This is a genomic window from Arthrobacter sp. FW306-1B-G06A (assembly GCF_058781765.1).
Window position 1 is genome coordinate 1 of the sequence record NZ_JBYSXB010000007.1, and the last position, 21,059, is coordinate 21,059.

Consider the following 21,059-nt stretch of genomic DNA (forward strand, 5'->3'; position numbering starts at 1 on the left):
CTCGGGGACGGGGAGGTCATGGAGTTCGTCGCCGGGCGGGTGGCTCCGTTCAAGCGCGTGCGATCGGTGGAGTTCGTCGAGGTGATTCCCAAGTCGGCGTCAGGAAAGATCCTTCGGCGGGAGCTGCGCGCTAGGGGTTAGGGACAGTCCGCGCCGGCACTCTCCGTGGCTACGCTTGGCCCTGCGAAGCCGGCGGCACGCGCAGGCTTCCATACCTCTCCATTCGGTGCCACCGCAGGTGCACGCCGGCCAAGGCCGTGACTACCGACTGGATGACGACGAGATACATGAGCTGCCGATAGACGAACTGCTGAAGCGGAAGGGTCCACAGTGGACGAAGCGACTCATTGTCGAGCCGGAACGCATAGGCCGCCATCAGGAATTGCACCAGGAGGAAGACAAGCCAGAGCGCGGCGATCCGGACCGGATCAAGGAAGACCAGGCCGTAGATGGCGAAGACGTCCACTACTGGAGCGAACAGCGGCAGCAGCACCTGGAGGACGAGCAGATAGCCGAGCCCGCGCCGGCCGAGTTTTCCAGCCTGCCCGCCCTGCACCACCGCGCCCCGGTGCTTCCACATGGCCTGAAGCGTGCCATAGCACCAGCGGTATCGCTGTTTCCAAAGCGCGCCAAGGCTCGCGGGAGCTTCGGTCCAGGCCCTCGCATCGTCCTGGTACACGACCCGCCAGCCATCGCGGCACAGTGCCATGGTCAGGTCCGTGTCTTCAGCGAGCGTGTCGTCGCTGACTCCGCCAACCCGGAACAGGGCATCGCGGCGGAAGGCACCGATAGCCCCTGGAACGGTCGGCATGCACTCGGCGATGTCGAACAACCTGCGGTCCAGGTTGAAGCCGACGACGTATTCGATGTGCTGCCAGGCTCCGAGGATCCCTCCACGGTTGGCAACCTTGGTGTTCCCTGAAATTGCGCCCACTCGAGGGTCGGCGAAGGGCTGAATGAGGGCGTGAACCGTTTCCGGTTCGAAGACGGTATCACCGTCGACCATCACCACGAGATCGTGGCCGGCGGCTGCAAGCCCGGCATTCAACGCGGAGGGTTTGCCGCCGTTCTCTTTCCGGATCAACATAACACCCGGCAAGCCGAGCTTTTCGACGATGTCCGCGGTGTCATCGGTCGACCCGTCGTCAACCACAATGATCTCCACCGGATGGCTTGATGTGGCGATAGACCGGACTGCGGCTTCGATGCCGGCGGCCTCGTTGTACGCGGGGACGATGACGCTGACCGGCTCCGTGACCTCGGGCCGGACCGGCACGTCCACCCGGCGTCGGCTGCGGCCCGTCGCAAGGGACCGGCGCGCCGCTCTCCGGTGGCGCGCTGCGCACACCACCACGAGCACGGCCCGGACCACTGTCACGACTCCGGCCGCAACGAGCGCCCAGGAGATGGCGGCGATGAAGAAATCGCTGAGCCGTATTCCCCACACCAACGCGTTTCCGCTGATCTGCTCTCCCACCGAGGCATCGCGCATGCTTGCGATCCCGACGGCGTCGCCCGCCGTCGTGACCCGGAAGCCTTGATCCGCGACCTTGGTGAGGACGGAGTCGAGCGCCGTGACCGTCTGCTCCCTGTCTCCGCCGCCGTCGTGCATGAGGAGCACCTGGCCCTGCGGGCCTGAAGGGGTGAGGTTCTTCTCGATGGCGGCGACTCCGGGCCGCTGCCAGTCCTCACTGTCCTGGGTGGTGAGCACAGTGAGATAACCCCGGTCCGCAGCGGTGCGCATCGCCGCCCACGTGCCGTCCCGGACGGCGTCGTTCTCGGAGCTGTACGGCGGACGCAGGAGCGTCGAGGCACGGCCCGTGATGCCGGCAATCACTTGCTGGTCGCCCTGGACCTCAAGCTGCTGGCGCCAAGCCGGGGCGCTCCCAAGGTCCGCATGTGTCAACGTGTGCACCCCGATCTCGTTGCCGTCCGCAAGGATGCGGCGCACGAGGTCGGGATTGTCGATGGCAGCTGAACCGACCACGAAAAACGTGGCATGGACATGGTGCTTGCGGAGGACGTCAAGGATCCGGGGAGTCCAGACCGGGTCCGGACCGTCGTCGAACGTCAGCGCGAGCGTGCGGTCCGGCGGACCGACGGTACGAACGGAGCCGCCGCGGGAATCAACCACCGGCCCACCGTGCGAGACCGCGTCCGGGACGGTACTCGCGGAGCCACCCCCGGGCACCGAGTCATCGGCGATCCCGGCGAGGTGATGCATGTACCCCTGCACGACGAGTGCGACACCCAGTGCCAACAGGACGGCCAGAAGGATGAACCAGTGCGCCCTGACACTGACCGGAGCAGTGCGCTTGCTCAGGCGGCGCGCACTCACGGGTGCGTCGGCGTGGACGGCCGCGTGGCCTGGCCCGGAGCTGACCCGCTCTTGCCCGGACCCGTCGGCGACGTGCTCGGCTCAGAGGACGCAACCGGCGCAAACGAGGCAGCGTGCTGCGCGGCCGCACCGTTGATCGGTTGTGCCACAGCAGCGGGCGAAGGAGAAGTCACCGGAACACCGAAAGCGGCCGGCGTCGAAGGCGCAGGCAATCGGCCCTCGCCGGTCGGGAGCCCATCCGCGTTGGAAGGCGGAGTCGATGGGGATGACGGAAGACCACGGGCTGCCGGAGCGGCCGGTGGCGCCAAGGGCTTCACTGCGGCCGGCAAAGGTAGGAACGGCGCCGCAACGTTGGGCCCTCCTATGAACGCAACCAGCAGGAGGATGACATAGCCTCCTGCGAGCACAAGGGCTCCGAGCCCAATAAGCTTGAGCCTCCGCAGGCGTCGGCCTGAGGCGTCGACGAAGACAGGCCCACGCGGCGACGCGGATCCAGGCTGATCGGACGTTCTATTAAAAGCTGCCATCGGGCACCAACCTTAGAGGATTCGCATCCCGTAGCCCAAAAAGCGTCTTGTGCGACGATCCCCAGGGTTCAAGGTTCAAAACGGCTAGCGCTTCGCCAGCGTTCGCAGGAGTTTCAGGGCCACGGAGATCGACGCGAGGTCCACCTGCCCGGGCTTGGTGACCTCCATGAAGGTGTCCTTGATCCTCCCGAGTTGTTCCTGGCGCCCGCTCTCCCACTCCACGATGCGGTCCACGGCAGAGGCTCCGGAGGCCCCGCTCGCCCGGGTCGTCCGCATGACGGAAATCGTGATGTCGACGACGGCGGAATAGGCGTCGTCGCGGAGGGCTGCCCGAGCCAGGGCTTCCCACCGGCTTTGCCGCGGCAGGTCAGTGATGCGCAGCAACAGCGTTCCCACGCCGATCCAATGAATGACCGTGTGGTACATGTCGGCGATGGTGGTGAGGGGTTCATCCACCTGCTCCGCCACCAGCGAGATGTCCAGGAGGGAAAAGCTCTCCAGCAAATCGGAGGCGCGCCGCCCCAGGTCACCCGGCATCCCGACGTCGTTCCAATGCGCCAACCGTTGCTCGGCGCGGTCAAGGTCCGAGCCGCGCAGGAATTCCGTGGTCCGGGTCCGCAGCAGATCCACGGTCGGCCCGATCCTCCTTAGGGCTTCCGCGACGGGTTGGTCCCGATGGTCATGCGTCACGTACCAGCGGGTTGCACGGTCAAGGAGCCTGCGCAGTGGAAGGGCCACCGCGGCGGCGTGTTCGCTGGGAAACCCGGGAGGCAGGCTGGCGATCCTGTCCACGAAACGCTGCAGCTCATAAGCCTCGCGGACAACCACGAAAGCCCTGGCCACTGCCGCCGCGGTGGCCGTGGTCTCCTCGATGGCGCGGAAGGCGAACGTGATCCCTCCAAGGTTGATCATGGCGTTGGCCACCACCGTGCAGATGATCTGCCGACGTAACGGGTGGGAGTCCAGTTCGGCATCAAAGCGCTCGGAGAACTGGCGGGGAAAATAGCCACGGAGGACCCGCTTGAACCAGGGATCGTCGGCGAGGTCGCTTGCGGTGAGCTCCCTCGCCAGCTCGATCTTCGCGTAGGCGGCGAGCACCGACAGCTCCGGAGAGGTCAGCCCAGTGCCTGCCCGCAGCCTGTCTTGGAGTTGTTCCGTGCTCGGCAGCGCCTCCAGGCCGCGGTCCAGGTCCGCTGCGTTCTCCAGCCAGTCCATGATCCGCTCAAAGCCGGGACCCAACTCCAGCGCGAGGTGCCGGTCATTGAAAAGGAGGACGTTCTGGTCCATGTTGTTTGCCAGGACCAGGCGGCTTACTTCGTCGGTCAGGGAATGCAGGAAGCCCGCTCGTTCCTCGGGCCCCATTTTCCCTGCCGCAATCATCCGGTCAACGAAGATCTTGATGTTGACCTCGTGGTCCGAACAGTCCACGCCGGCCGAGTTGTCGATCGCATCGGTGTTGAGAAGGACACCGGCGAGTGCCGCCTCTATTCGGCCGCGCTGCGTGACGCCCAGGTTCCCGCCCTCCGCCACGATCCGGGTCCTCAGCTCGTTGCCGTTGACCCTGATGGCGTCGTTGGCTTTGTCGCCGACGTCGGTGTGGTCCTCGGTGGAGGCTTTGACGTATGTTCCGATGCCACCGTTGTAGAGCAGGTCCACGGGCGCCCGGAGAATGGCCTGCATCAGGGCATGGGGAGGCAGCGAGGCCGTCCCTGGATCCAGGCCGAGGGCGGTCCGGACCTGTTCCGTGATCCCGATGGCTTTGGCCCGGCGGGAGTGGACACCCCCGCCTTTGCTGATCAGTGAAGGATCGTAGTCGGCCCAGGACGAACGGGGAAGACCGAAGAGGCGCTTGCGTTCTTCGAAGGACGTTGCCGCGTCGGGGCTCGGGTCAAGGAAGATGTCCCGGTGGTCGAATGCCGCCACCAGTCGGATGTGCGGGGAGAGGAGCATTGCGTTTCCGAAGACGTCGCCGCTCATGTCTCCGATGCCGGCCACGGTGAAGTCTTCGCCTTGTGAATCCATGCCGAGCTCGCTGAAATGGTGTTTCGCGGATTCCCACGCGCCGCGGGCCGTGATGCCCATCTGCTTGTGGTCATATCCCACGGATCCCCCGGAAGCGAAGGCGTCGCCGAGCCAGAAGCCGTAGTCCCGGGCCACGGAATTGGCCGCGTCTGAAAATGACGCTGTGCCCTTGTCAGCTGCAACCACCAAGTAGTAGTCATCGCCGTCGTGGCGCACCACGCCGCCCGGGGGCACCACCGTTTCCCCGTCCGCCGTGGTGAGCAGGTTGTCGGTGAGGTCCAGCATGCCTTTGATGAAGATCTTGTAGCATTCCAGGCCTTCGGCGAGCCAGGCCTCGCGGTCCATGGCAGGGTCCGGCAATCGCTTTGGATAGAAGCCTCCTTTTGCTCCTGTGGGCACAATGACGGAGTTCTTCACATTTTGTGCCTTGACCAGTCCCAGGACCTCGGTCCGAAAATCCTCGCTTCGGTCAGACCAGCGCAAACCACCGCGCGCCAAGGTTCCGAAGCGCAGATGGACGCCTTCCACCCGCGGTGAATACACCCAGATCTCGTACTTCGGCCGCGGAAACGGGGCGCCTGCAATCGCGGCAGGATCCAGTTTGAAGCTCAGGTGGGCCTTGCCCTGGAAGTAGTTGGTCCGCGTTGTGGCTTCGACGAGGTTCATGAACGTGCGCAGCAGCCGGTCTGCGTCGAGGACAGGGATGTCGTCGATCGCGGCGAGCAACTCCTTTTTCGCGCCCGCGGTGTTCCGCATACGGTCAGGCCCGTTCAGCGTTGGATCGAACTTCGCTTGGAACAGGGCCAGGAGCGCACGTGTTGCCCGGACGTTGCCGATCAGCGTGTCCGCGATGAATCCGTACGAGTTGGTGGTCCCCAGTTGCTGGAGGTATTTCGCGTAGCTTCTCAGGATTGCGGCCTGCCGCCACGCAAGCCGTTCCCGGATGACGAGTGCGTCGATCCGGTCGGATTCGATGTCCCCCCGCATGGCGGCCGTGAAGGCATCCGCGAGCAGTCCGCTGGTTCCCTCGGGGTCAACGCTGCCAGGAAACTTCACGCCGAGGTCGTAAAGAAACAGCTCCTGGCCGCCCCGCCGAAGCTCGAAAGGCCGCTGGTCCAGCACTTCGAGCCCGAGGTTATGCAGGAAGGGCAGGATCTGCGTCAGGCTCCTGGGCCTTGTCAGGTAAAGGCGGATCCGGGCGTCCTCCACGAGGGTGCTCGGCGCACCCGTCCTGATGTATACCGTGAGCAGGGGATCCCCGAACGGCCTGCCGCCTGCTCCGTCCAGGTCGAAGGTCTCGAAGTTGACGATGTCCCCGAGCGCGGCCTCCGCCTCGTAAACGGCGCGATAACCGGCGGGAAAGGCGTCGGACCAGAGCCCGGCGAGCCGTGCGGCCTCCGCCGCCGGGAAGCGGTCGCGGATCGCGTCGTCGAGCCCGTCCGACCATGAGCGGGTAGCGGCGATCAGGCGCCGCTCCAGTTGGGAAGGGTCGAGGACGGTGGTGCTGGACGCCGGAGCGTCGGGCGCGGCACCTACATGGATCCGGAAGAACACCCGGGCCATGGGTGACTCGGTCAGACGGACCTCGAAGTCTACAGAGTCCGCCCCGAACGCCCGCTTGAGTTCATCTTCCATCAATAGCCGGACCGCCGTGCTGTAGCGGCGGCGCGGGAAGAAGACGAGCGCGGACACGAACCGTCCAAAGCTGTCCGGACGAAGGAACACGCGGATCCGCTGCAGCACCTCGGCACGGAGAATTTCGCCCGCCAGGCGCGCGAGGTCATCCGCTTCGATGTGGAACAGTTCGTCCCTCGGAAAGGTCTCCAGGACGGCCATCAATTCCCTGGCCTGTTGCGATCGGGGCGTAAACCCCAGCCTTTCGCTGACTGCCTGGACCTTCTCCCTGAGAACCGGAATCCGGCGGACCGACTGGTGAGCGGCACCGGCCGTGAACAAGCCCAAGAAGCGTCGTTCGCCGGTGGTGCGGCCGGCCCGATCGAACATTTTCACGCGAACTTCGTCCAGGTACGAGTGCCTCAGGACTGTGGACCTGACCTCCGAGGTGGAAAGGGCGAGTGCTTGGGAGCCGTGGATACCCGGCACGCCTGGCCCGACGCCTCCGGCGGCGTCCCCCTCTGGCCGCCTCAGCAGACCCAGCGCGGCGCCTTGCCGTTCGACGAGCAGGTCCTGGCCACCCGCCGTCGTGAGTTTGCCTTCGGTGTAACCGAGAAAAAGGAAGTTTCCGTCGTCGAGCCAGAGGAGCAATTCCCTGAGCTGTTTCGGTGGCGGCGCCACATCGCGCGGGAACCCGTCCACCGAGGCGACGGCTTCGGCGAGCTTGCCACGGATGGCGGATCCGTCGCGGGTGGCAACCCGGACATCATCCAGCACTCTCTGCAGGTTATCCGTCAGTCGCCTCACGGCAGCCGCATCGGGCAGCCTGCCGATCTCCGCGGCAATCCAGACCTCGGTTTCCCCGGCCTCCGGAGGGGTTTCGCCCTCCATGGACGTTCCAAGGCGGACTTCCAGTAGCTCGTGGGACACCGGGTCACGAAGCACCCTAAAGCTGGGATGAACCAGCAGATTGATGGACGTGTCGTCGCGGGTGAGCTCCGCCGTGACGGAGTGGACCAGATACGGGATGTCGTCCGTCACGACTGCGACGATGCTGGCATCCAATTCGGTCAAGATCCCGACGGCGGTTTGCCCGGGCGCGCGCGACGACGCCAGTTTCAGATGGTGCCCGGCCCGCGCACGGAGCGTCTCGGGACTATAGCTCCTCAGATCCTCCGGGGGCACCTGGGCAAAGTATTCGGCCAGGAAAGCTTCACTGGGCTCAAGCGAAGATGCTGCCTTCGTCTGCTCCGCCGGCACCGATCCGCGTGTCATGTCACCGCGCCTCCACTGCGGGTGCCACTCGCAAACTGGGGTTGACGATCCAGCCCTCCGCGCCTCCCTTCATCATGGCTGGCCGCACAGACCGAGTCCAGATGCCGGAACAAAGTACCAGGACATGACGCGGGCGCGGGCCGTATGGCCCGCGCCCTGCTGTCGGCGTCGGTGGACTAGTGCTTCCTGAAGGCGCCTTTGATCTTTTCACCTGCCAGCTTCAGATCGGCCCTGACCTGACGGGACTTGCCCTCAGCCTTCAGCCGGTCATTGCCGGTGGCTTCGCCGGCCGCTTCCGTGGCCTTGCCGTGGAATTTACCGGCAGCGTGATGGATCCTCTCACCCCAACCCATGATGGCTCTCCTTTGTCGGCGGCCCGCGGCGGGACACCGCGAGGCCGCACTTAAATTGTAGGGACGGAACTGCGGCAAAGGCACGTCCCGGCCGGGAAGCCTTGACACTCAGGGAGCACGGATACGGGTCCCGTACCATGGGGCGGATGGTGTTCATACGGCTATACCGCGAAGGCAAACTCGAACGCGACGATGTCCGGGCCCACGAGATCGAAGCCCTGGCCCGCCAGGACGATGTGGTCCTGTGGATCGACTACACGGACCCGACGGCGGATGACCTGCTCGGCGTCGAAACCGTGTATGGGCTTCACCGCCTCGCCGTCGAGGACGCCGTCCACGACTTCCAGCGGCCCAAACTGGACCGGTACCCGAACCACCTTTTCCTCTCGGCTTACCAAGCGGCTCTAAAGCCTGGCACCGGCGAGCTGACCGTCGTCGAGGTCTCGGCATTCGTGACCCATAACGCCCTGGTGACTGTACACGGGCCGGAGTTCGACACCGACGAGCTGACGGCGCACTGGGACTCGGAAACCGACCTCGCCCAACACGGGGTGCCCTTCCTCTTCTGGGGCCTGTTGGACATGATCGTCGACGGGCATTTCGACGCCGTCCAGGAACTCGATGGCTACATCGACGCCCTCGAAGAGTCGCTTTTCGACGACCACTCCCCCGACCATGACCTGCAGCGGAAGACGTTCGAACTCCGCAAGAACCTCGTCCGGCTCCGCCGCGTCGTCCTGCCCATGCGTGAAGTCCTCAACACCCTGCTCCGGCGCGAAGACCTGGTCGGCTGCAGCCCTGCGATGCAGCCCTTCCTGCAGGACGTCTACGACCATGTGCTGCGTGCCTCGGAATGGACGGAATCGCTCCGCGACCTGGTCACCACCATCCTGGAAACCCACATCAGCATCCAGGGGAACCAGATGAACCTCGTCATGAAGAAGGTCACCAGCTGGGCTGCGATCATCGCCGTCCCGACTGCCGTGACGGGCTTCTTCGGGCAGAACGTGCCCTTCTTCGGCTTCCAGAGCGACTATGGGCTCTGGCTATCCTGCGCGCTCATGGCCGGCGGCTCAATCTTCCTGTACCTGGCGTTCAAGAAACGGGACTGGATCTAGCTGGTTCCCCTGGGACGTCCTCTGCCCTACTGGTCGTCCTTACGGGCGGGAAGTACCAGGAGCGCATCCCCAACCGCGCGTTCCGAACCGCCCGACGGGCTGTTCTGGACTCTTCCTTCGGCAACGGCCGTTGTTGAGCCGCCGCCGTCGAGGTTCATGGCCTGGACCATGCCGAGCGACACCGCGACGTCAGCCTCTTCCTTCAAGCTCAATCCCAGGGAGGCAGTCGAGCGTCCGTCCGCCGTGACGAGCATGGTCCTGCCCTGAGCGTCGGTACCGGCGAAGGTCCGGGGGTTCCGCTTGTGGACCCAACCGTAGTAGAAGCTGTTTCCGTCGTTCGGGTGCACCATGCCGTCATGCCGGGCGGTGACGTCCACGCTGCCGTCCTTGACGAGCAGCGGGCCGCCGTTCACGACGCTCGTGGCCTTGTCGGTGTGCAAGGGCTTCCCATCCTGGCCGAGCAATCCGGCGTCGATCTTCAGCTTCGCGCCTCTGGGAGCGAGCGCGCGGAGCCTGGCGACGTCTGTTCCGGTGGCCTGGATGGTGTGTCCGCCCGCAGGCACGGCCACGCCACGGGTTTCGGCGACGGCAGTCACTGTGTCTTTGCTGTCCACGGTCACTTCAAGACCCGGACCGGCAGGCGTGGCCGGCCCGAACTCCGGGGTGAACGTGACGAGCTCGCTGGAGTTCGTGCAGGTGACGTCCTGGAGCGGGCCTGAGGTAGGCAAGTCGTTGGCGCCGCCACAGTTTCGGATCAGCCCGGGTACCCGGTCGATGCCGTCCAGAGCGGCTTCTCCGGCAGGGGAGGCGATCTTCCCTGACCAAGTCAATCGCTGGATACTGCTGGCATTCTTCTTTCCGTCAATGACGAGGGCCGGGCGGTCCGCCACGGCTTCGCTGAGAATCCTGCCTCCGTACACACCGACGCCGGCGGGGTCACCTTCGGCGCCGGCCTTCGGGTCGAAGACGAAGAAGCCTGCGTTGACGGCGGCGATGGCGTGGGCGTCCGCGGCCAGCTGGCTGGTTGTCTCCCGCTTCTCCAGGTCCGGGCCGAATGATGCGGCTAGCTGGCCGTCGTACTTCCGGGGGTCGATGGTGATGACATCAAGATTCCACGGTCCGCGCGTCTTTGTGCTGGGTTCGGAGTCACCGTCCCAACCGGTATAGATCACTGAGGAGGCAAAACCGGCGGCCTTGATCTTCGCGACGACGGAGGCACCGTCGGCCTGTGCGGCAAAGTGGCCGGCACGGACCCGGAAGCCCAAATCGCCTCCGGCGTCGGCAAGCTGCGGCGACTGGACATGTTCAACGCGGGCATCGACGCTGGCGGCCTTGAGCTTGTCGGCTGTGCGCTGCGCCGTGGCCTGGCTCGAGAGCGCCGACGTCGGAGCATCCGGATCCGGCGAATCAGAGGGAATCGCCACTTCGGCTGTCCAGAAGAGCGAAGAGTCAGCCCCTCCCCTGCTGATTTTGGTGAGCGTGACGCCCGGAGCGAGGGTTGTCACGATCCGATTCTCAGGGAGGTCTGCGGCGCCAAGGTTGAGGTGGGAAGCCTGGTCCGTGCTGTTGCTATTTGAGCGCACATCGTCCGCATGGGTGGGGCCCACCGGGGTGAGGAGCGCTGAAGAGACGGCCAGAATGAGTCCGCCAGTGAGGGCACTGCGACGCTTGAGGGAGGCTTTCATGCGTCCACCGTATAGAGGCCGGCCGGTCGTTCGGACAGGTTTTCCGGGTTTCGAGGCACCTGTTGACCGAAGCTTCATGCCGCGTTCACCTGCAGGACGAAGACCGTCCGAAGCATGGGCGTTGGCTGTCCGCGGATTGGGTTCAGGGCAGAATGGAAGGCATGCCCCTCACTACCTTCGCCCTCGTACGCCACGGCCAGACAGACTGGAATGCCCAGCGCCGGCTGCAGGGATCCACCGACATACCGCTGAACGACGTCGGCCGCGGCCAGGCGCGCGACGCCGTCGGCGTCCTGTCCGCCTACGAGTGGGACGCCATCGTTTCGTCGCCGCTGAGCCGGGCTGCGGAGACCGCCGAGCTGATCGCCGCAGGGCTGGGACTCACCGTGGACCGGCGCGTGCCGGAGCTCACTGAGCGCCGTTTTGGACCTGCCGAGGGCCTGCAGGCAGGACCTGAATTGGACGCCCTGCGCATCCCCGGCGGTTTCCGCGGCGCGGAAAGCGAGGACAAGGCAGCCTCCCGCGGCTTGGCTGCGCTGGAAGCGCTGGCCAAGGAGTTCAACGGCCGCCGCGTCCTGGTGGTCGCCCACGGAACGCTCCTCCGCGTGAGCCTCGGCCGTGCGGTGGGCCGCACTCTGCAAAGCATCGACAACGCCGTGCTCAACCTTGCCCACCACCATCCCGTTGACGGCTGGCATCTCGAATACTTCAACGGCGAACGCGTCATGGCCACTATTCCCGGCTGAGCCGCACCGGGTCGAAGGCATATCCACCGGGACAGCGGCGTGGGAGACTGTTCAGCACGGACAGGAACTCTTTCCGAAGGGGATGGTCACCGTGGCGGCAATTGGTCTTAACGCCGTCGAGCACATCGTCGTCTTGATGCTTGAAAACCGCTCATTCGATCACATGCTCGGATACCTCTATGCCGCTTCCGGCAATGTTTCGCCTTCGGGGGACCTGTTCGAGGGCCTGACCGGCACTGAGTCCTGCCCCGCATCCGCTGCCGGTGTTGTCGGCGATGGCGAAGGGATTCGCCGTCTGCGACGCCTGGTTCGCGTCCGCTCCGACGATGACGATGCCTAACCGGGCCTTCGCCTGCGCCGGCACCAGCCAGGGCAACTTGGATGACAAGGCCAAGCGGTTCACCGTGCCGAGCATCTTTGGGCACCTGGGCAACCACGGCATCCCGTGGAAGATCTACGGCGAAACCAAGTCGCCCCTGACGAAACTCGACTTCGACGACACCCGGCACGCCCCGCCGTCGAACATTGGCCTGTTCGCGAACTTCCAAGCCGACGCGGCAGCAGGGAAGCTCCCTGCATACGCTTTCCTTGAGCCGTCCTGGTCCTCGACGGGCAACAGCGAACATCCCAACTACAACGTCGCTCTCGGTGAGCAATTCCTTCTCGACGTCTATCGCGCCGTTCGCGATGGGCCAGCTTGGGACTCCACGCTGCTCATCATCACGTATGACGAACACGGGGGCTGCTACGACCACGTCGCCCCGCCATGGGGCGCGACACCGCCGGACGACGCCGCGGGGGAATTCGGTTTCGATTTCACCCGCTTCGGGGTGCGGGTGCCTACCGTGCTGATCAGTCCGCTCATCCCCGCCGGCACCGTCTTTCGGGCCTCCGGCGCTGTCCCGCTCGATCACACGAGCATCCTTGCGACCATCGAACATCGTTGGAACCTGCCGGCCCTCACCCGCCGCGATGCCGCGGCGCCCGACGTCGGCGGGGCCTTGAGACTCGCCGTCCCCCGCACCGACGACCCCCTCGCGGGCGTTCGGGCACCCAGTCCCCCGCCGACCACGCGGGCCCTGGCAGAACAACCGTCCCACCTGGAGCAACTGCGCGAGGAGCTCCTAGCGCAAGCGTAAGACCGGGTGCCGCCCTAGGATCGGGCTTTGGCTGTGTGAGTCCGTTTCAGGCCGCGGTTCCGTCGGCGGGGCCGATCCCGGCGGGCGCCGTGTCTCCGCGCCCGGTCCACGTCTTGATGGCAGTCCACGCGACGGCGGCAGTCGGTACGGCTAACAAGGCCCCGATAATGCCTGCGAGCATCGTGCCAATGGCCAAGGCGAGCAAAATGGCCAGTCCGTGGATGCTCAGCACCTTGCCCATCAAAACGGGCTGGAGGAAATGGTGCTCAAGCTGGTTGGCCGCGATGAGGACAGCGAGGACGATGAGCGATGTCACCGGACCGTTCGAGATCAAGGCGACACCCACGGCGAGGGTACCCGCAGCGGTGGAACCAACGATGGGAATGAACCCGCCGACAAACACAAAAACGCCCAGAGGCAGGGCAAGCGGGACGCCGAGGATGGCCCGCATTGTTCCTATGATCACGCCGTTCACTGCTGCGATCAGAGCCGTGCCGCGGACGTATCCTCCCAGAACGACGGCGCTTCGTTCCGCGGCCAGGTGGGCCTTTCCGCGGTGAGCCGCGGGAAGGAATCCGAAGAGGAAGTTCCTGATCTTCTCGCCGTCCTTGAGGAAGAAGAACAGGATCACCACCATAAGAACCAAGCCGGCCAGGATTTCAGCGACCGTCCGCGCGCCGGTCAGCGCTTCGGCGCCGAAGCTACTGCTCGTGAAGAAGCGCTGGATGGAATCGGCCACGGATCGGAGCTGCTCGTCGCTGACTTTGAAGGGGCCGTTATTCAGGAATTGGTGCAGTTGCTCGATGCCGGCAGTGAATTTCACGGCAAGCTCCTTGGATTGCGCCCTGATAAGAAAGACGATTCCGGTGATGACTCCGCCGAAGACTGCAAGGATCCCCACGAACGACGCTGCGACGGCGAGGGCCCGGGGCCACCGGTGCGCAGTCAGCCAACGCACAAGAGGCGAAATTGCCGAGGCAAGAATGAGCGCGATTGTGACCGGGATCATGACGAGCGGAACGCTGGTCATCGCCCACACAATCACCGATGCCAGGGTGATGACCAGGAGCATCTGCCCTGAACGGATCCCTGCCCGGCCAAGGCCGTCGGACCACATCGCCGACATCGTGCGTTTGCTCGGCGAATTGTTGCTTTCAGTCATTGGATTCCTTCCTGGTGGTGGCTCCGGCACTGAACGCCCCGCCGTCGTGCATTCAGGCACGGTGCGCTAAGAACGGTCGGAGCTCTTGCCCTTATCGCTCATGCCTCACCCTAACGGCGAGCTCCGATGGAGCCGCAATTTCGGCCGACGGCTAGCTCGCCACGAGCGCGGCAGTCCCCGAGGCCGCCGCGAAATAAGGTTCGTCGGTGCGTTCGTGATCAATGGGTTCGAGGTGGGTGACGCCCGTTGCATATGCGACGACGCCGGCAAGACTGCCGGTGCGTTGGTGGGCTTGCCGTTGCCGCGCGGCTCCCGTGCCTTGGCTGAGGATCCTTTGCAGTCCCTCGTTGGCGTAGTGTGCGTCCCCGGTCCCTTCGAGGGCATCGCGGACGTGGGAGTGGAGTGCGGCAAGGACGTGCCTTGCTGTGGCGGGCTTGTGCGTTCTCGGGTGGAGCAGCTCGCCGTGCACGCCGAACCGGCTGGCCCGCCACGTGGCCTGGCGCAGTACGGGGACAGAAACCATGTCCGGACGCTGTCCGGATTTCCATTCCCTGGCGGCTGTATCCACCAAGGCACGCACCAAGGCCGCGATCAGCAGGGCATCCCGGGCATCAAGGCAAACATCCGAGACACGGATCTCGACCGTAGGGTGCCGGGCAGACAGGCGAGCGTCGAAATCCGGGCTCATGATCACTCCCGTTGCCGACAGGTCGGCCACCAAAGAGTGGTAGGCCGCGGCAGATCCGAAGACATCGGTGGGACCGGCACTGGACCATCGGTTCCAAGCTTGGGTCCGGAAACTGGCGTAACCACTGTCGGACCCATTCCAGAACGGTGAATTCGAGCTCAGTGCAGTCAGCACCGGCAGCCAGGACCTGATCCGGTCCAGCACTGCCACGCCTTCCTCATCCGAGTCAACGGAAACATGGACGTGGTATCCGCAGGTCAGCTGCTCTCTGGCAGTCATAGCGAACTTTTCCAGGAGGGCGTCGTAGCGCTCGGTGTTTGTTGCATGCGGAGCGATCGCCAGCGGCGACGTCGCGAGGGCTGCAATTCTCGCGCCCGCCCTTCGGGCCAGCGAATCTGCGTAAGAGCGTCCGGCACCTATTTCAGCGCCGAGGGCACTCAGGCTGCTGTGCGGGGAGGTGATGACTTCGATTTGCTCCTGCTGAAGCTCGATCGCCAACGTCGGGCCGAAAGGAGGAGCCACCCCCTGGGGACCGGCACCATGAAGGCGCACGATATCGCCGGCGAGGGGCACGGGACTGCCGTTGTCAGGATCTACGATCAGGAATTCTTCTTCAACACCAAAAGTACGCACTTGCCAAGTGTGGGCCACAAAAGCTATGCCCCACGACCACAAGTCGCAGGACCTCTGGCATCAAACATCTCTGGTCAGTTTCGAGACGCGCAACTGCTGCTAGCTGGCCGGCGTCACGACGTCTTCAAGGACTGACCTGTCGAAGAATCGGATCTCGCCGGTCGCTTGGAAGAACACGGGAACTACCGATGTGTTCGCGTCCTTCGAGGTTTCGTAGATCTCCGGCGCGCTGCCGTGTTTTCGGGCGATGGTTCCTACCAACTCGGTGCCGCGAACCCTGACGGTTCGATACTTGTAGCTCATGTGGACCCCTCTCGTCAGCCACAGCAAACGCTACTCCTGTGAAGCGCAAAGACCAGCTGGGCAGCTGCGTGGAGCTTGATTATCCTGCGTCGCAGAGCAAGTGGTACCAACTGTCGGCGAGCACTTCTAGCGCGTGGTCGCGGTTTGGCTCGAGCTTGCGCCGCGTCCAGAGAGTGGCGACGTAGTCGAGCTGGGTGAAGGCGAGTGTTCCGCGGATGTGGTGCGTTTCTTCAGGGAAGCGCCCGGCAAGCTGCATGCCGCGGACAAGGTCGGAGATGACTTCCTCATGCCAACCCTCCACCAATGTCCGCACTTCGCGATCAACCGCAGCAGCCTCGTCGAGGACGTCGAGGTACGGACGGAAGACCGGCCAGAGCGCAGCGCGCGACTCGAGCCAGGCAAGGATTCCCGGCAGTTTGCCATCCCGCACCACGTCCACGAGCTCGACGGCGGTCGACGCACTGTCGGGACCATCCGCGCGGTCGAGCACGGCATTGACGCGCGACATGAAGTCCCTCATCAGATCGCTCCGCGAGGGGTAGTACGCGTAAAAAGTCACCCTCGTGGTGCCGGCAGCGGCGGCGATCTCGTCGATCGTGGTTGCCGCGTAGCCCTTCTCTGTGAAGAGTTCGAGTGCCCGTTCGACGATCACGTCGCGGGTCAGCTGCTTCTGGGCTTCTCGCAACGACGACATGGGTCAATCCTAACCGTGGTGTGCGGCAATTGTGCGGAGCAAGAGCAAAGGATGCGCGTCGCCAAGCGAGCTGACAAGCCGTAAAGAACTGCACGCGCCCACGTGTTTGGCAGCAGACCTGAGCGAGCGTCCTGGAATTTGGACATCTATCAGAGCGAGCGTGCTGGTGGATGGCCATATATGTGAGCGAGCGTCCGGGGTGGCGAACGGGGCGGGGGCGTCAGCTCCCCGGCGGCGAAGCCCCCTTCCGCCGCCGTTCCGCCGTCGCGCCGTCCCCTTCCAGACGCTCGCTCACCTTTGGGGTGTTTCCGGCCGACGCTCGCTCACATCATGTAAGCGAGGGTCCTGGGTGACGGGCCGGCGTCGGCCAGTCGGCGCAATTTCGGGACGGGGATCCGGTAGTTGATCGCCACAGCGGTCCCGGAGCCGTCCTTGTCCTCCCAGCGCAAGAGCATCGAGTCGCTGTCCTCCCCCGGCTCGCAGTAGTCCGGTGCGCCGACCATGGGCGTGAAGCCGACCGACTTGAGCGACAGGCCGAAGGCCTCGGTCCAGAAGTACGGCTGGAAAGTGAACTCGGGCGCCGCGTCGCCCTTGAGCAGCCCGACGGCGGCGGCCTTCGCCTGGTCGATCGCGCTCGTCCAGAGGGGCACCCGCCGTACCCCGCGACTGCTCGGGTAGAACGCCACGTCGCCGGCGGCGACGATATCCGACCGAAGCCGGCCGCGGGTATCGACCCGCAGCGCGCCATCGACGAGGAGCCGGGTTCCGGCCAACCAATCGGTGTTCGGTTCGTCGCCGACGGCGGTGACCACCAGATCCGCTTCAAGCTCGGTGCCGTCGGCCAAGACAACCCGCGTCCCGGCGTCGGACTCCATTAGACGGGCTTTCCCGCCGACAACCACTCGTAGGCCTTGCCTGATGGCAGAGGAGGTGAACATATGCCCCAGGTAGTCGCCGAGCTGGCGCGCGAGGGGCTTGCCGTCGGAAACGAGCGTGACTTCGCAGCCAAGGTGCAGGCAGCCCGATGCGACCTCCATTCCGAGCGGCCCGCCGCCGATCACGACCACCGAAGGAAGCGATGCGAGTCGCTCCCTGAGCAGGATCGCATCCTCGATGGTGCGCAAAGTGAGCTCCCTGGAGGAGCCTTTCCCTTGCGCTCCCTCCCTGAGGCGTCTCGCCCGGGAACCGGAGGCGATCACGAGGCCGTCAAACGGCAATTCATCGCCACCGTCCAGATGAACCAGCCTGGAGTCGACGTCCAGCCCCGTTACGCTGACGCCGAGCAACTCGCTCGCTCCGTGGCCCGGCTCGGGAAGCTCGTGGGCCTGGAGGGCGTCGGCGTTGCTCCCGTTAACACTGTGCAGCAGCGCCTTCGACAGGGCGGGACGGCTGTACGGTTGGTGGCGCTCGTCGCCAACCACCGTCAAGTCGCCGTCGAAGCCCGCTGCGCGCAGCGAGTCGCATGCTGTGAGTCCGGCGATGCCGTTGCCGACCACCACAATCCTGCGCATGGTCATGCCGCAGCCAATCGGAGCGCCGCGACCGGGCAAACCCTGACCGCAGCCTTCGCGGCATCAAGCCCGGCACCCTCCACGTCCGGCACATCGATGACCAATTCGCCGTCGTCATCCAGGTGCATCAGCGACGGCGCGGCTTCCTCGCACAGGCCGTGGCCTTCGCAGCGGGGACGGTCCAGTTCGATCCTCATGCCGCCACTACCTTCTCAACCTGGAGAACCTCGAAGCTCCGCGTAATATTGCTCGGCTCGCGGACCTCATCGGAGAGGGCCAGGGTCTTCACCCTGCGGGCAAGCGCTTCGATGATCGCGTGTGCCTCGAGTTTCGCGAGGCCCTGGCCGGCGCAGCCATGCGGTCCATAACCAAAGGAGAGGTGGCCCACGGGGTTTCGTCTTACGTCGAAGGTGTCAGGGTTCGCGTAGTGGCGCGGGTCCCGGTTGCCCGCGCCGAAGAGGATGCCGACCTGGGCACCTGAGGGTATCGTGACTCCATCGATCTCCACGTCGCGCGTGGCCTTGCGTCCCCAGATGTGGACCGGAGCCCAATAGCGCAGCACTTCGGCGAACGCCGCGGGAACCAATTCCGGGTTCTCCCGGACCAGCTCGAACTGATCGGGGTGGCGGCCGAACAGCGCGACGATGTTGCCGATGGAGGCAATGGTCGTGTCGACGCCGGCTCCAAGATACTGGTGGATGATGTGGCCTGCTGAGCCTTTGGGAATGTCACCGCGGGTCTCGGCGTCGAAGATGCCGCGGCCGATCGAGCCCGGAGCGAGGTCATCCGCGGTGACCGAGGAGCACCAGCCGTACAATTCGCCGGCGATCGGGAAACTCTCCTGGGTGCGCTGGTTCAGTGGACCGATGACTTGCATCGCGGCCTGGCCCCAGCGCAGCATGTTGTCCTTGACGTGGCCGCTGAAACCAACAAGATCGGCGACGATCTCGATCGGGAAGGCCCGGGCCAGGGCATCGATGGCCTCGAAGCCGCCACTGGTGGCCAGTTCCGCGACGAGCTTGTCCGCCTTTTCGTCGATGACGACTTTGAGGCCGCGAAGGGCCCGGGGGGTGAGGTTCTGGGACAGCGTGGCGCGGAGCTGCGTGTGGATCGGCGGGTCGGAGGCAAGGGAGGTGCCCTGCAGTGCCTCGTTGACCACCGGGTTGAATCCGATGCTGGTGGACGAGAAGGCCGCCGGATCGCCGAGGGCATTGCGGATGGCGTCGTAGCGCGTCAGGACGTACAGCTCGTTCTTCGGAAGGTGGACCACGGAAGCCTGCTCGCGGAGCGCGGCATAGGTGGGGTAGGGGTCGACGAGGATGTCGTCAGCCCAGATGTCGATGTCTGACTCGATAGGTGCGGTCACGGGGTTCTCCTTGTGGATAGTAAGTGGTCGGGTCAGTGCCGGAGGTCTTAGACGGCGGCCTCGGCGCTTGCTTCGGTGGTCTCCGTGATGGCATCGGCGGTAGGCGCTGAGGACCGTGCGGAGATGAAGAGGGTGAGAACGGCGGAGAGGGTCGCCGCGACGCCCGCGCAGAGATAGACGGTCTGGAAACCCTCGCCGAGGGACGTCCCGGCGACCCCCTGGATCCGCGGCTTGGCTGCGGCGAGGGCCTTGACCATGCCATCGACCGCCGGGGCCGGAGCACCGCCTCCCGCTGCCTGGCCGGAGAATTGGGCGACGATGCCGTCCCAGCCTGAGAGGAAACCAAGCGGCGGCACGTGCACCAGTCCGGCCACTGCATCTGCGGGCATTCCGGCCGCCCCGAGGATGCCGGCAAGGGGACCAGCGAAGACTGTGGCTCCAATGCCGAAGGCGATGGCCGAGCCGATCACAGGACCGAGGGCGAAGCCGAGGTCGCGCAGGAGATTCGTCGTGGCGGACGCCATGCCTATTTGTTGGGCCGGGACGGTGTTGATGGCCACTGCGGTAACGGAGCCGACCGTGAGGGCGAAGCCGACACCCAGCACGAGCAGAGGCGGAATGAATGCTGTCCACGGCGTGCCGCCGAAAGTCTCCGGGGTGCCGAGTGCGAACGTGGAGAGCCAGAACCCGGAAACGGCCATGAAAGCGAAGCCGGCCGTCAGTACCCAGCGTGGGGCAACGTGGTGGATGAGCCACCCGACCACCGGGATGAAGGCGAATGCCGGGCCCTGGATGAAGACGAATAGAACTCCGACCTTCCAGGTCTCGGCCAGGGCCAGGCCGCTGACGGCGACGCTCGTGCTGAAGCAGATCGCAAGGAAAGCGAACATCCCGGTGACGGCCACAATCCCGGTGATCGAGTAGGAGCTGTTCTTGAACAGCGAGAGGTGGATCAGTGGCTGAGCGGTGCGCGACTCGATGATGATGAAAGCGATGAGCAGGATTCCGCCGGCGATGTAGCTTGCGATAACCTGCGCGCTGCCGAAGCCGGCGTCGACCGCCGTCACCGTGGCGTAAAGGACGGCAATGAGGCCGACGGCGAGAGTGAGCTGGCCGGGCATGTCCAGTTTGCGCCCCTCGGCGGCTGCGGAATCTTTCGCGCGGACCGCGATGAGAAGAACGACGACGGCAACAGCGGCCGCAATCAAATAGGCCGCGCGCCAGCCACTGAAGGCGTTCGAGGCGCCTGGTCCACCGCCGGGCACGGTGAAGAACTGCGCAGTGAACCCGGCAAGCACCGGGGAAATCACCGCGCCCAGTGACAGGAACCCTGCCCAGGTGGCGATGACCTTCGCCCGGGCGCGGTGGTCGGGGGTGATCGCCGCGATCATGGAAAGCGAAATGGGAAAGAGTATGCCCGCCCCTATGCCGCCGATGGCCTGCGCGACGATCATCACGCCGGTGGAGGGCGCCATCGCGGCCATGACCGAGCCGATGACGCTGACGGCAGCGCCGACATAGAGCAGCTTCCTGCGCCCGAACATATCGCCCAGCAGTCCCCAGCTGAGCTCGAACACCACAATGCCCATCAGGAACATGCCCGCGATCCAGGTCAGGCCAGCGCCCGAGGTGTGGAATTCCACGGCAAAGGTGCCGCTGAGGGCCCCTGGCAACGCGTTGGTGATCTGCGCGAGGGTGACAGCGCTGTAGGCGGCCACGAAAGTGGCCCGTACAGAGCCGCGGCTCGCTACCGAAATGGTTTGACTCATCGATGAAACTCCCTTGTTTCTGTTCGATCTGGTTCATGGGGACTGTATGAGACAGTGTGGAGTTAATTCTTACAGCATGTCAAGGAAAATTCTCTTGTATAAATTTCTTGACAGTA

Annotated in this window: 17 protein-coding genes; 5 read left to right on the top strand and 12 right to left on the bottom strand. The window is 65.0% G+C overall.

Translation table 11 applies throughout. From position 1 onward, the window contains the following. The first annotated feature begins 18 nt into the window (after positions 1-18). Positions 19-141 carry a hypothetical protein gene (locus AC3WJM_RS05170; protein WP_492271374.1) on the top strand — a complete coding sequence of 41 codons (123 nt, stop codon included), beginning with the start codon at positions 19-21 and terminating at the stop codon, positions 139-141. Positions 142-169: 28 nt separating this feature from the next. Here the strand turns inward: AC3WJM_RS05170 and AC3WJM_RS05175 are convergent, their stop codons facing one another. From AC3WJM_RS05175 to AC3WJM_RS05185, 3 genes are all read right to left on the bottom strand, one after another. After that, positions 170-2,338 carry a bifunctional polysaccharide deacetylase/glycosyltransferase family 2 protein gene (locus AC3WJM_RS05175; RefSeq protein WP_492271312.1) on the bottom strand — a complete coding sequence of 723 codons (2,169 nt, stop codon included), beginning with the start codon at positions 2,336-2,338 and terminating at the stop codon, positions 170-172. Positions 2,339-2,949: 611 nt separating this feature from the next. After that, a complete protein-coding gene (locus AC3WJM_RS05180; protein WP_492271313.1) occupies positions 2,950-7,776 on the bottom strand; it encodes an NAD-glutamate dehydrogenase in 4,827 nt (1,608 codons plus the stop codon). Between the two features lie 176 nt (positions 7,777-7,952). Then, on the bottom strand, positions 7,953-8,129 hold the full coding sequence (locus AC3WJM_RS05185) for a CsbD family protein (RefSeq protein WP_059389945.1): 177 nt from the start codon (positions 8,127-8,129) through the stop codon (positions 7,953-7,955). 149 nt (positions 8,130-8,278) lie between these two features. Here AC3WJM_RS05185 and AC3WJM_RS05190 point away from each other — a divergent pair, with 149 nt between their 5' ends. Beyond that, positions 8,279-9,247 carry a magnesium transporter CorA family protein gene (locus AC3WJM_RS05190; RefSeq protein WP_492271314.1) on the top strand — a complete coding sequence of 323 codons (969 nt, stop codon included), beginning with the start codon at positions 8,279-8,281 and terminating at the stop codon, positions 9,245-9,247. A 26-nt stretch (positions 9,248-9,273) separates the two neighbouring features. Here the strand turns inward: AC3WJM_RS05190 and AC3WJM_RS05195 are convergent, their stop codons facing one another. Beyond that, complete coding sequence (locus AC3WJM_RS05195) at positions 9,274-10,932, bottom strand: phosphodiester glycosidase family protein (protein ID WP_492271315.1); 1,659 nt, start codon at positions 10,930-10,932, stop codon at positions 9,274-9,276. Positions 10,933-11,093: 161 nt separating this feature from the next. Between AC3WJM_RS05195 and AC3WJM_RS05200 the strand changes: the two genes are divergently transcribed. From AC3WJM_RS05200 to AC3WJM_RS05210, 3 genes are all read left to right on the top strand, one after another. Next, positions 11,094-11,678, top strand: coding sequence for a histidine phosphatase family protein (locus tag AC3WJM_RS05200; protein ID WP_284989100.1), 585 nt, complete (start codon positions 11,094-11,096; stop codon positions 11,676-11,678). Between the two features lie 91 nt (positions 11,679-11,769). After that, a complete protein-coding gene (locus tag AC3WJM_RS05205; protein WP_492271316.1) occupies positions 11,770-12,018 on the top strand; it encodes an alkaline phosphatase family protein in 249 nt (82 codons plus the stop codon). Next, positions 11,954-12,817, top strand: a complete 864-nt coding sequence (locus tag AC3WJM_RS05210) for an alkaline phosphatase family protein (protein ID WP_492271317.1) — start codon at positions 11,954-11,956, stop codon at positions 12,815-12,817. Before AC3WJM_RS05205 ends, AC3WJM_RS05210 begins: the two co-directional genes overlap by 65 nt. Positions 12,818-12,863: 46 nt before the next feature. On the opposite strand, the gene AC3WJM_RS05215 is transcribed toward AC3WJM_RS05210, so the two are convergent. The 8 genes from AC3WJM_RS05215 to AC3WJM_RS05250 all read right to left on the bottom strand — a co-directional run bounded on the left by AC3WJM_RS05215 (position 12,864) and on the right by AC3WJM_RS05250 (position 20,943). Continuing rightward, complete coding sequence (locus AC3WJM_RS05215) at positions 12,864-13,979, bottom strand: AI-2E family transporter (protein ID WP_492271318.1); 1,116 nt, start codon at positions 13,977-13,979, stop codon at positions 12,864-12,866. Positions 13,980-14,130: 151 nt separating this feature from the next. Then, positions 14,131-15,300: a carboxylate-amine ligase gene (locus AC3WJM_RS05220; protein WP_492271319.1), complete on the bottom strand. Its 1,170-nt coding sequence runs from the start codon at positions 15,298-15,300 to the stop codon at positions 14,131-14,133. Between the two features lie 99 nt (positions 15,301-15,399). Next, a complete protein-coding gene (locus tag AC3WJM_RS05225) occupies positions 15,400-15,603 on the bottom strand; it encodes a hypothetical protein (protein ID WP_059389943.1) in 204 nt (67 codons plus the stop codon). A gap of 79 nt (positions 15,604-15,682) precedes the next feature. After that, positions 15,683-16,297 carry a TetR/AcrR family transcriptional regulator gene (locus AC3WJM_RS05230; RefSeq protein ID WP_059389942.1) on the bottom strand — a complete coding sequence of 205 codons (615 nt, stop codon included), beginning with the start codon at positions 16,295-16,297 and terminating at the stop codon, positions 15,683-15,685. Positions 16,298-16,620: 323 nt separating this feature from the next. After that, complete coding sequence (locus tag AC3WJM_RS05235; protein WP_492271320.1) at positions 16,621-17,814, bottom strand: NAD(P)/FAD-dependent oxidoreductase; 1,194 nt, start codon at positions 17,812-17,814, stop codon at positions 16,621-16,623. Then, a complete protein-coding gene (locus tag AC3WJM_RS05240; RefSeq protein WP_059389941.1) occupies positions 17,811-18,005 on the bottom strand; it encodes a ferredoxin in 195 nt (64 codons plus the stop codon). Before AC3WJM_RS05240 ends, AC3WJM_RS05235 begins: the two co-directional genes overlap by 4 nt. Next, a complete protein-coding gene (locus AC3WJM_RS05245; protein WP_492271321.1) occupies positions 18,002-19,174 on the bottom strand; it encodes a cytochrome P450 in 1,173 nt (390 codons plus the stop codon). The genes AC3WJM_RS05240 and AC3WJM_RS05245 overlap by 4 nt, the downstream gene beginning before the upstream one ends. A gap of 47 nt (positions 19,175-19,221) precedes the next feature. Beyond that, positions 19,222-20,943 (bottom strand): MFS transporter, encoded by a 1,722-nt coding sequence (locus AC3WJM_RS05250; RefSeq protein WP_441437481.1) that lies wholly within the window; start codon positions 20,941-20,943, stop codon positions 19,222-19,224. Positions 20,944-21,059 lie beyond the last annotated feature (116 nt).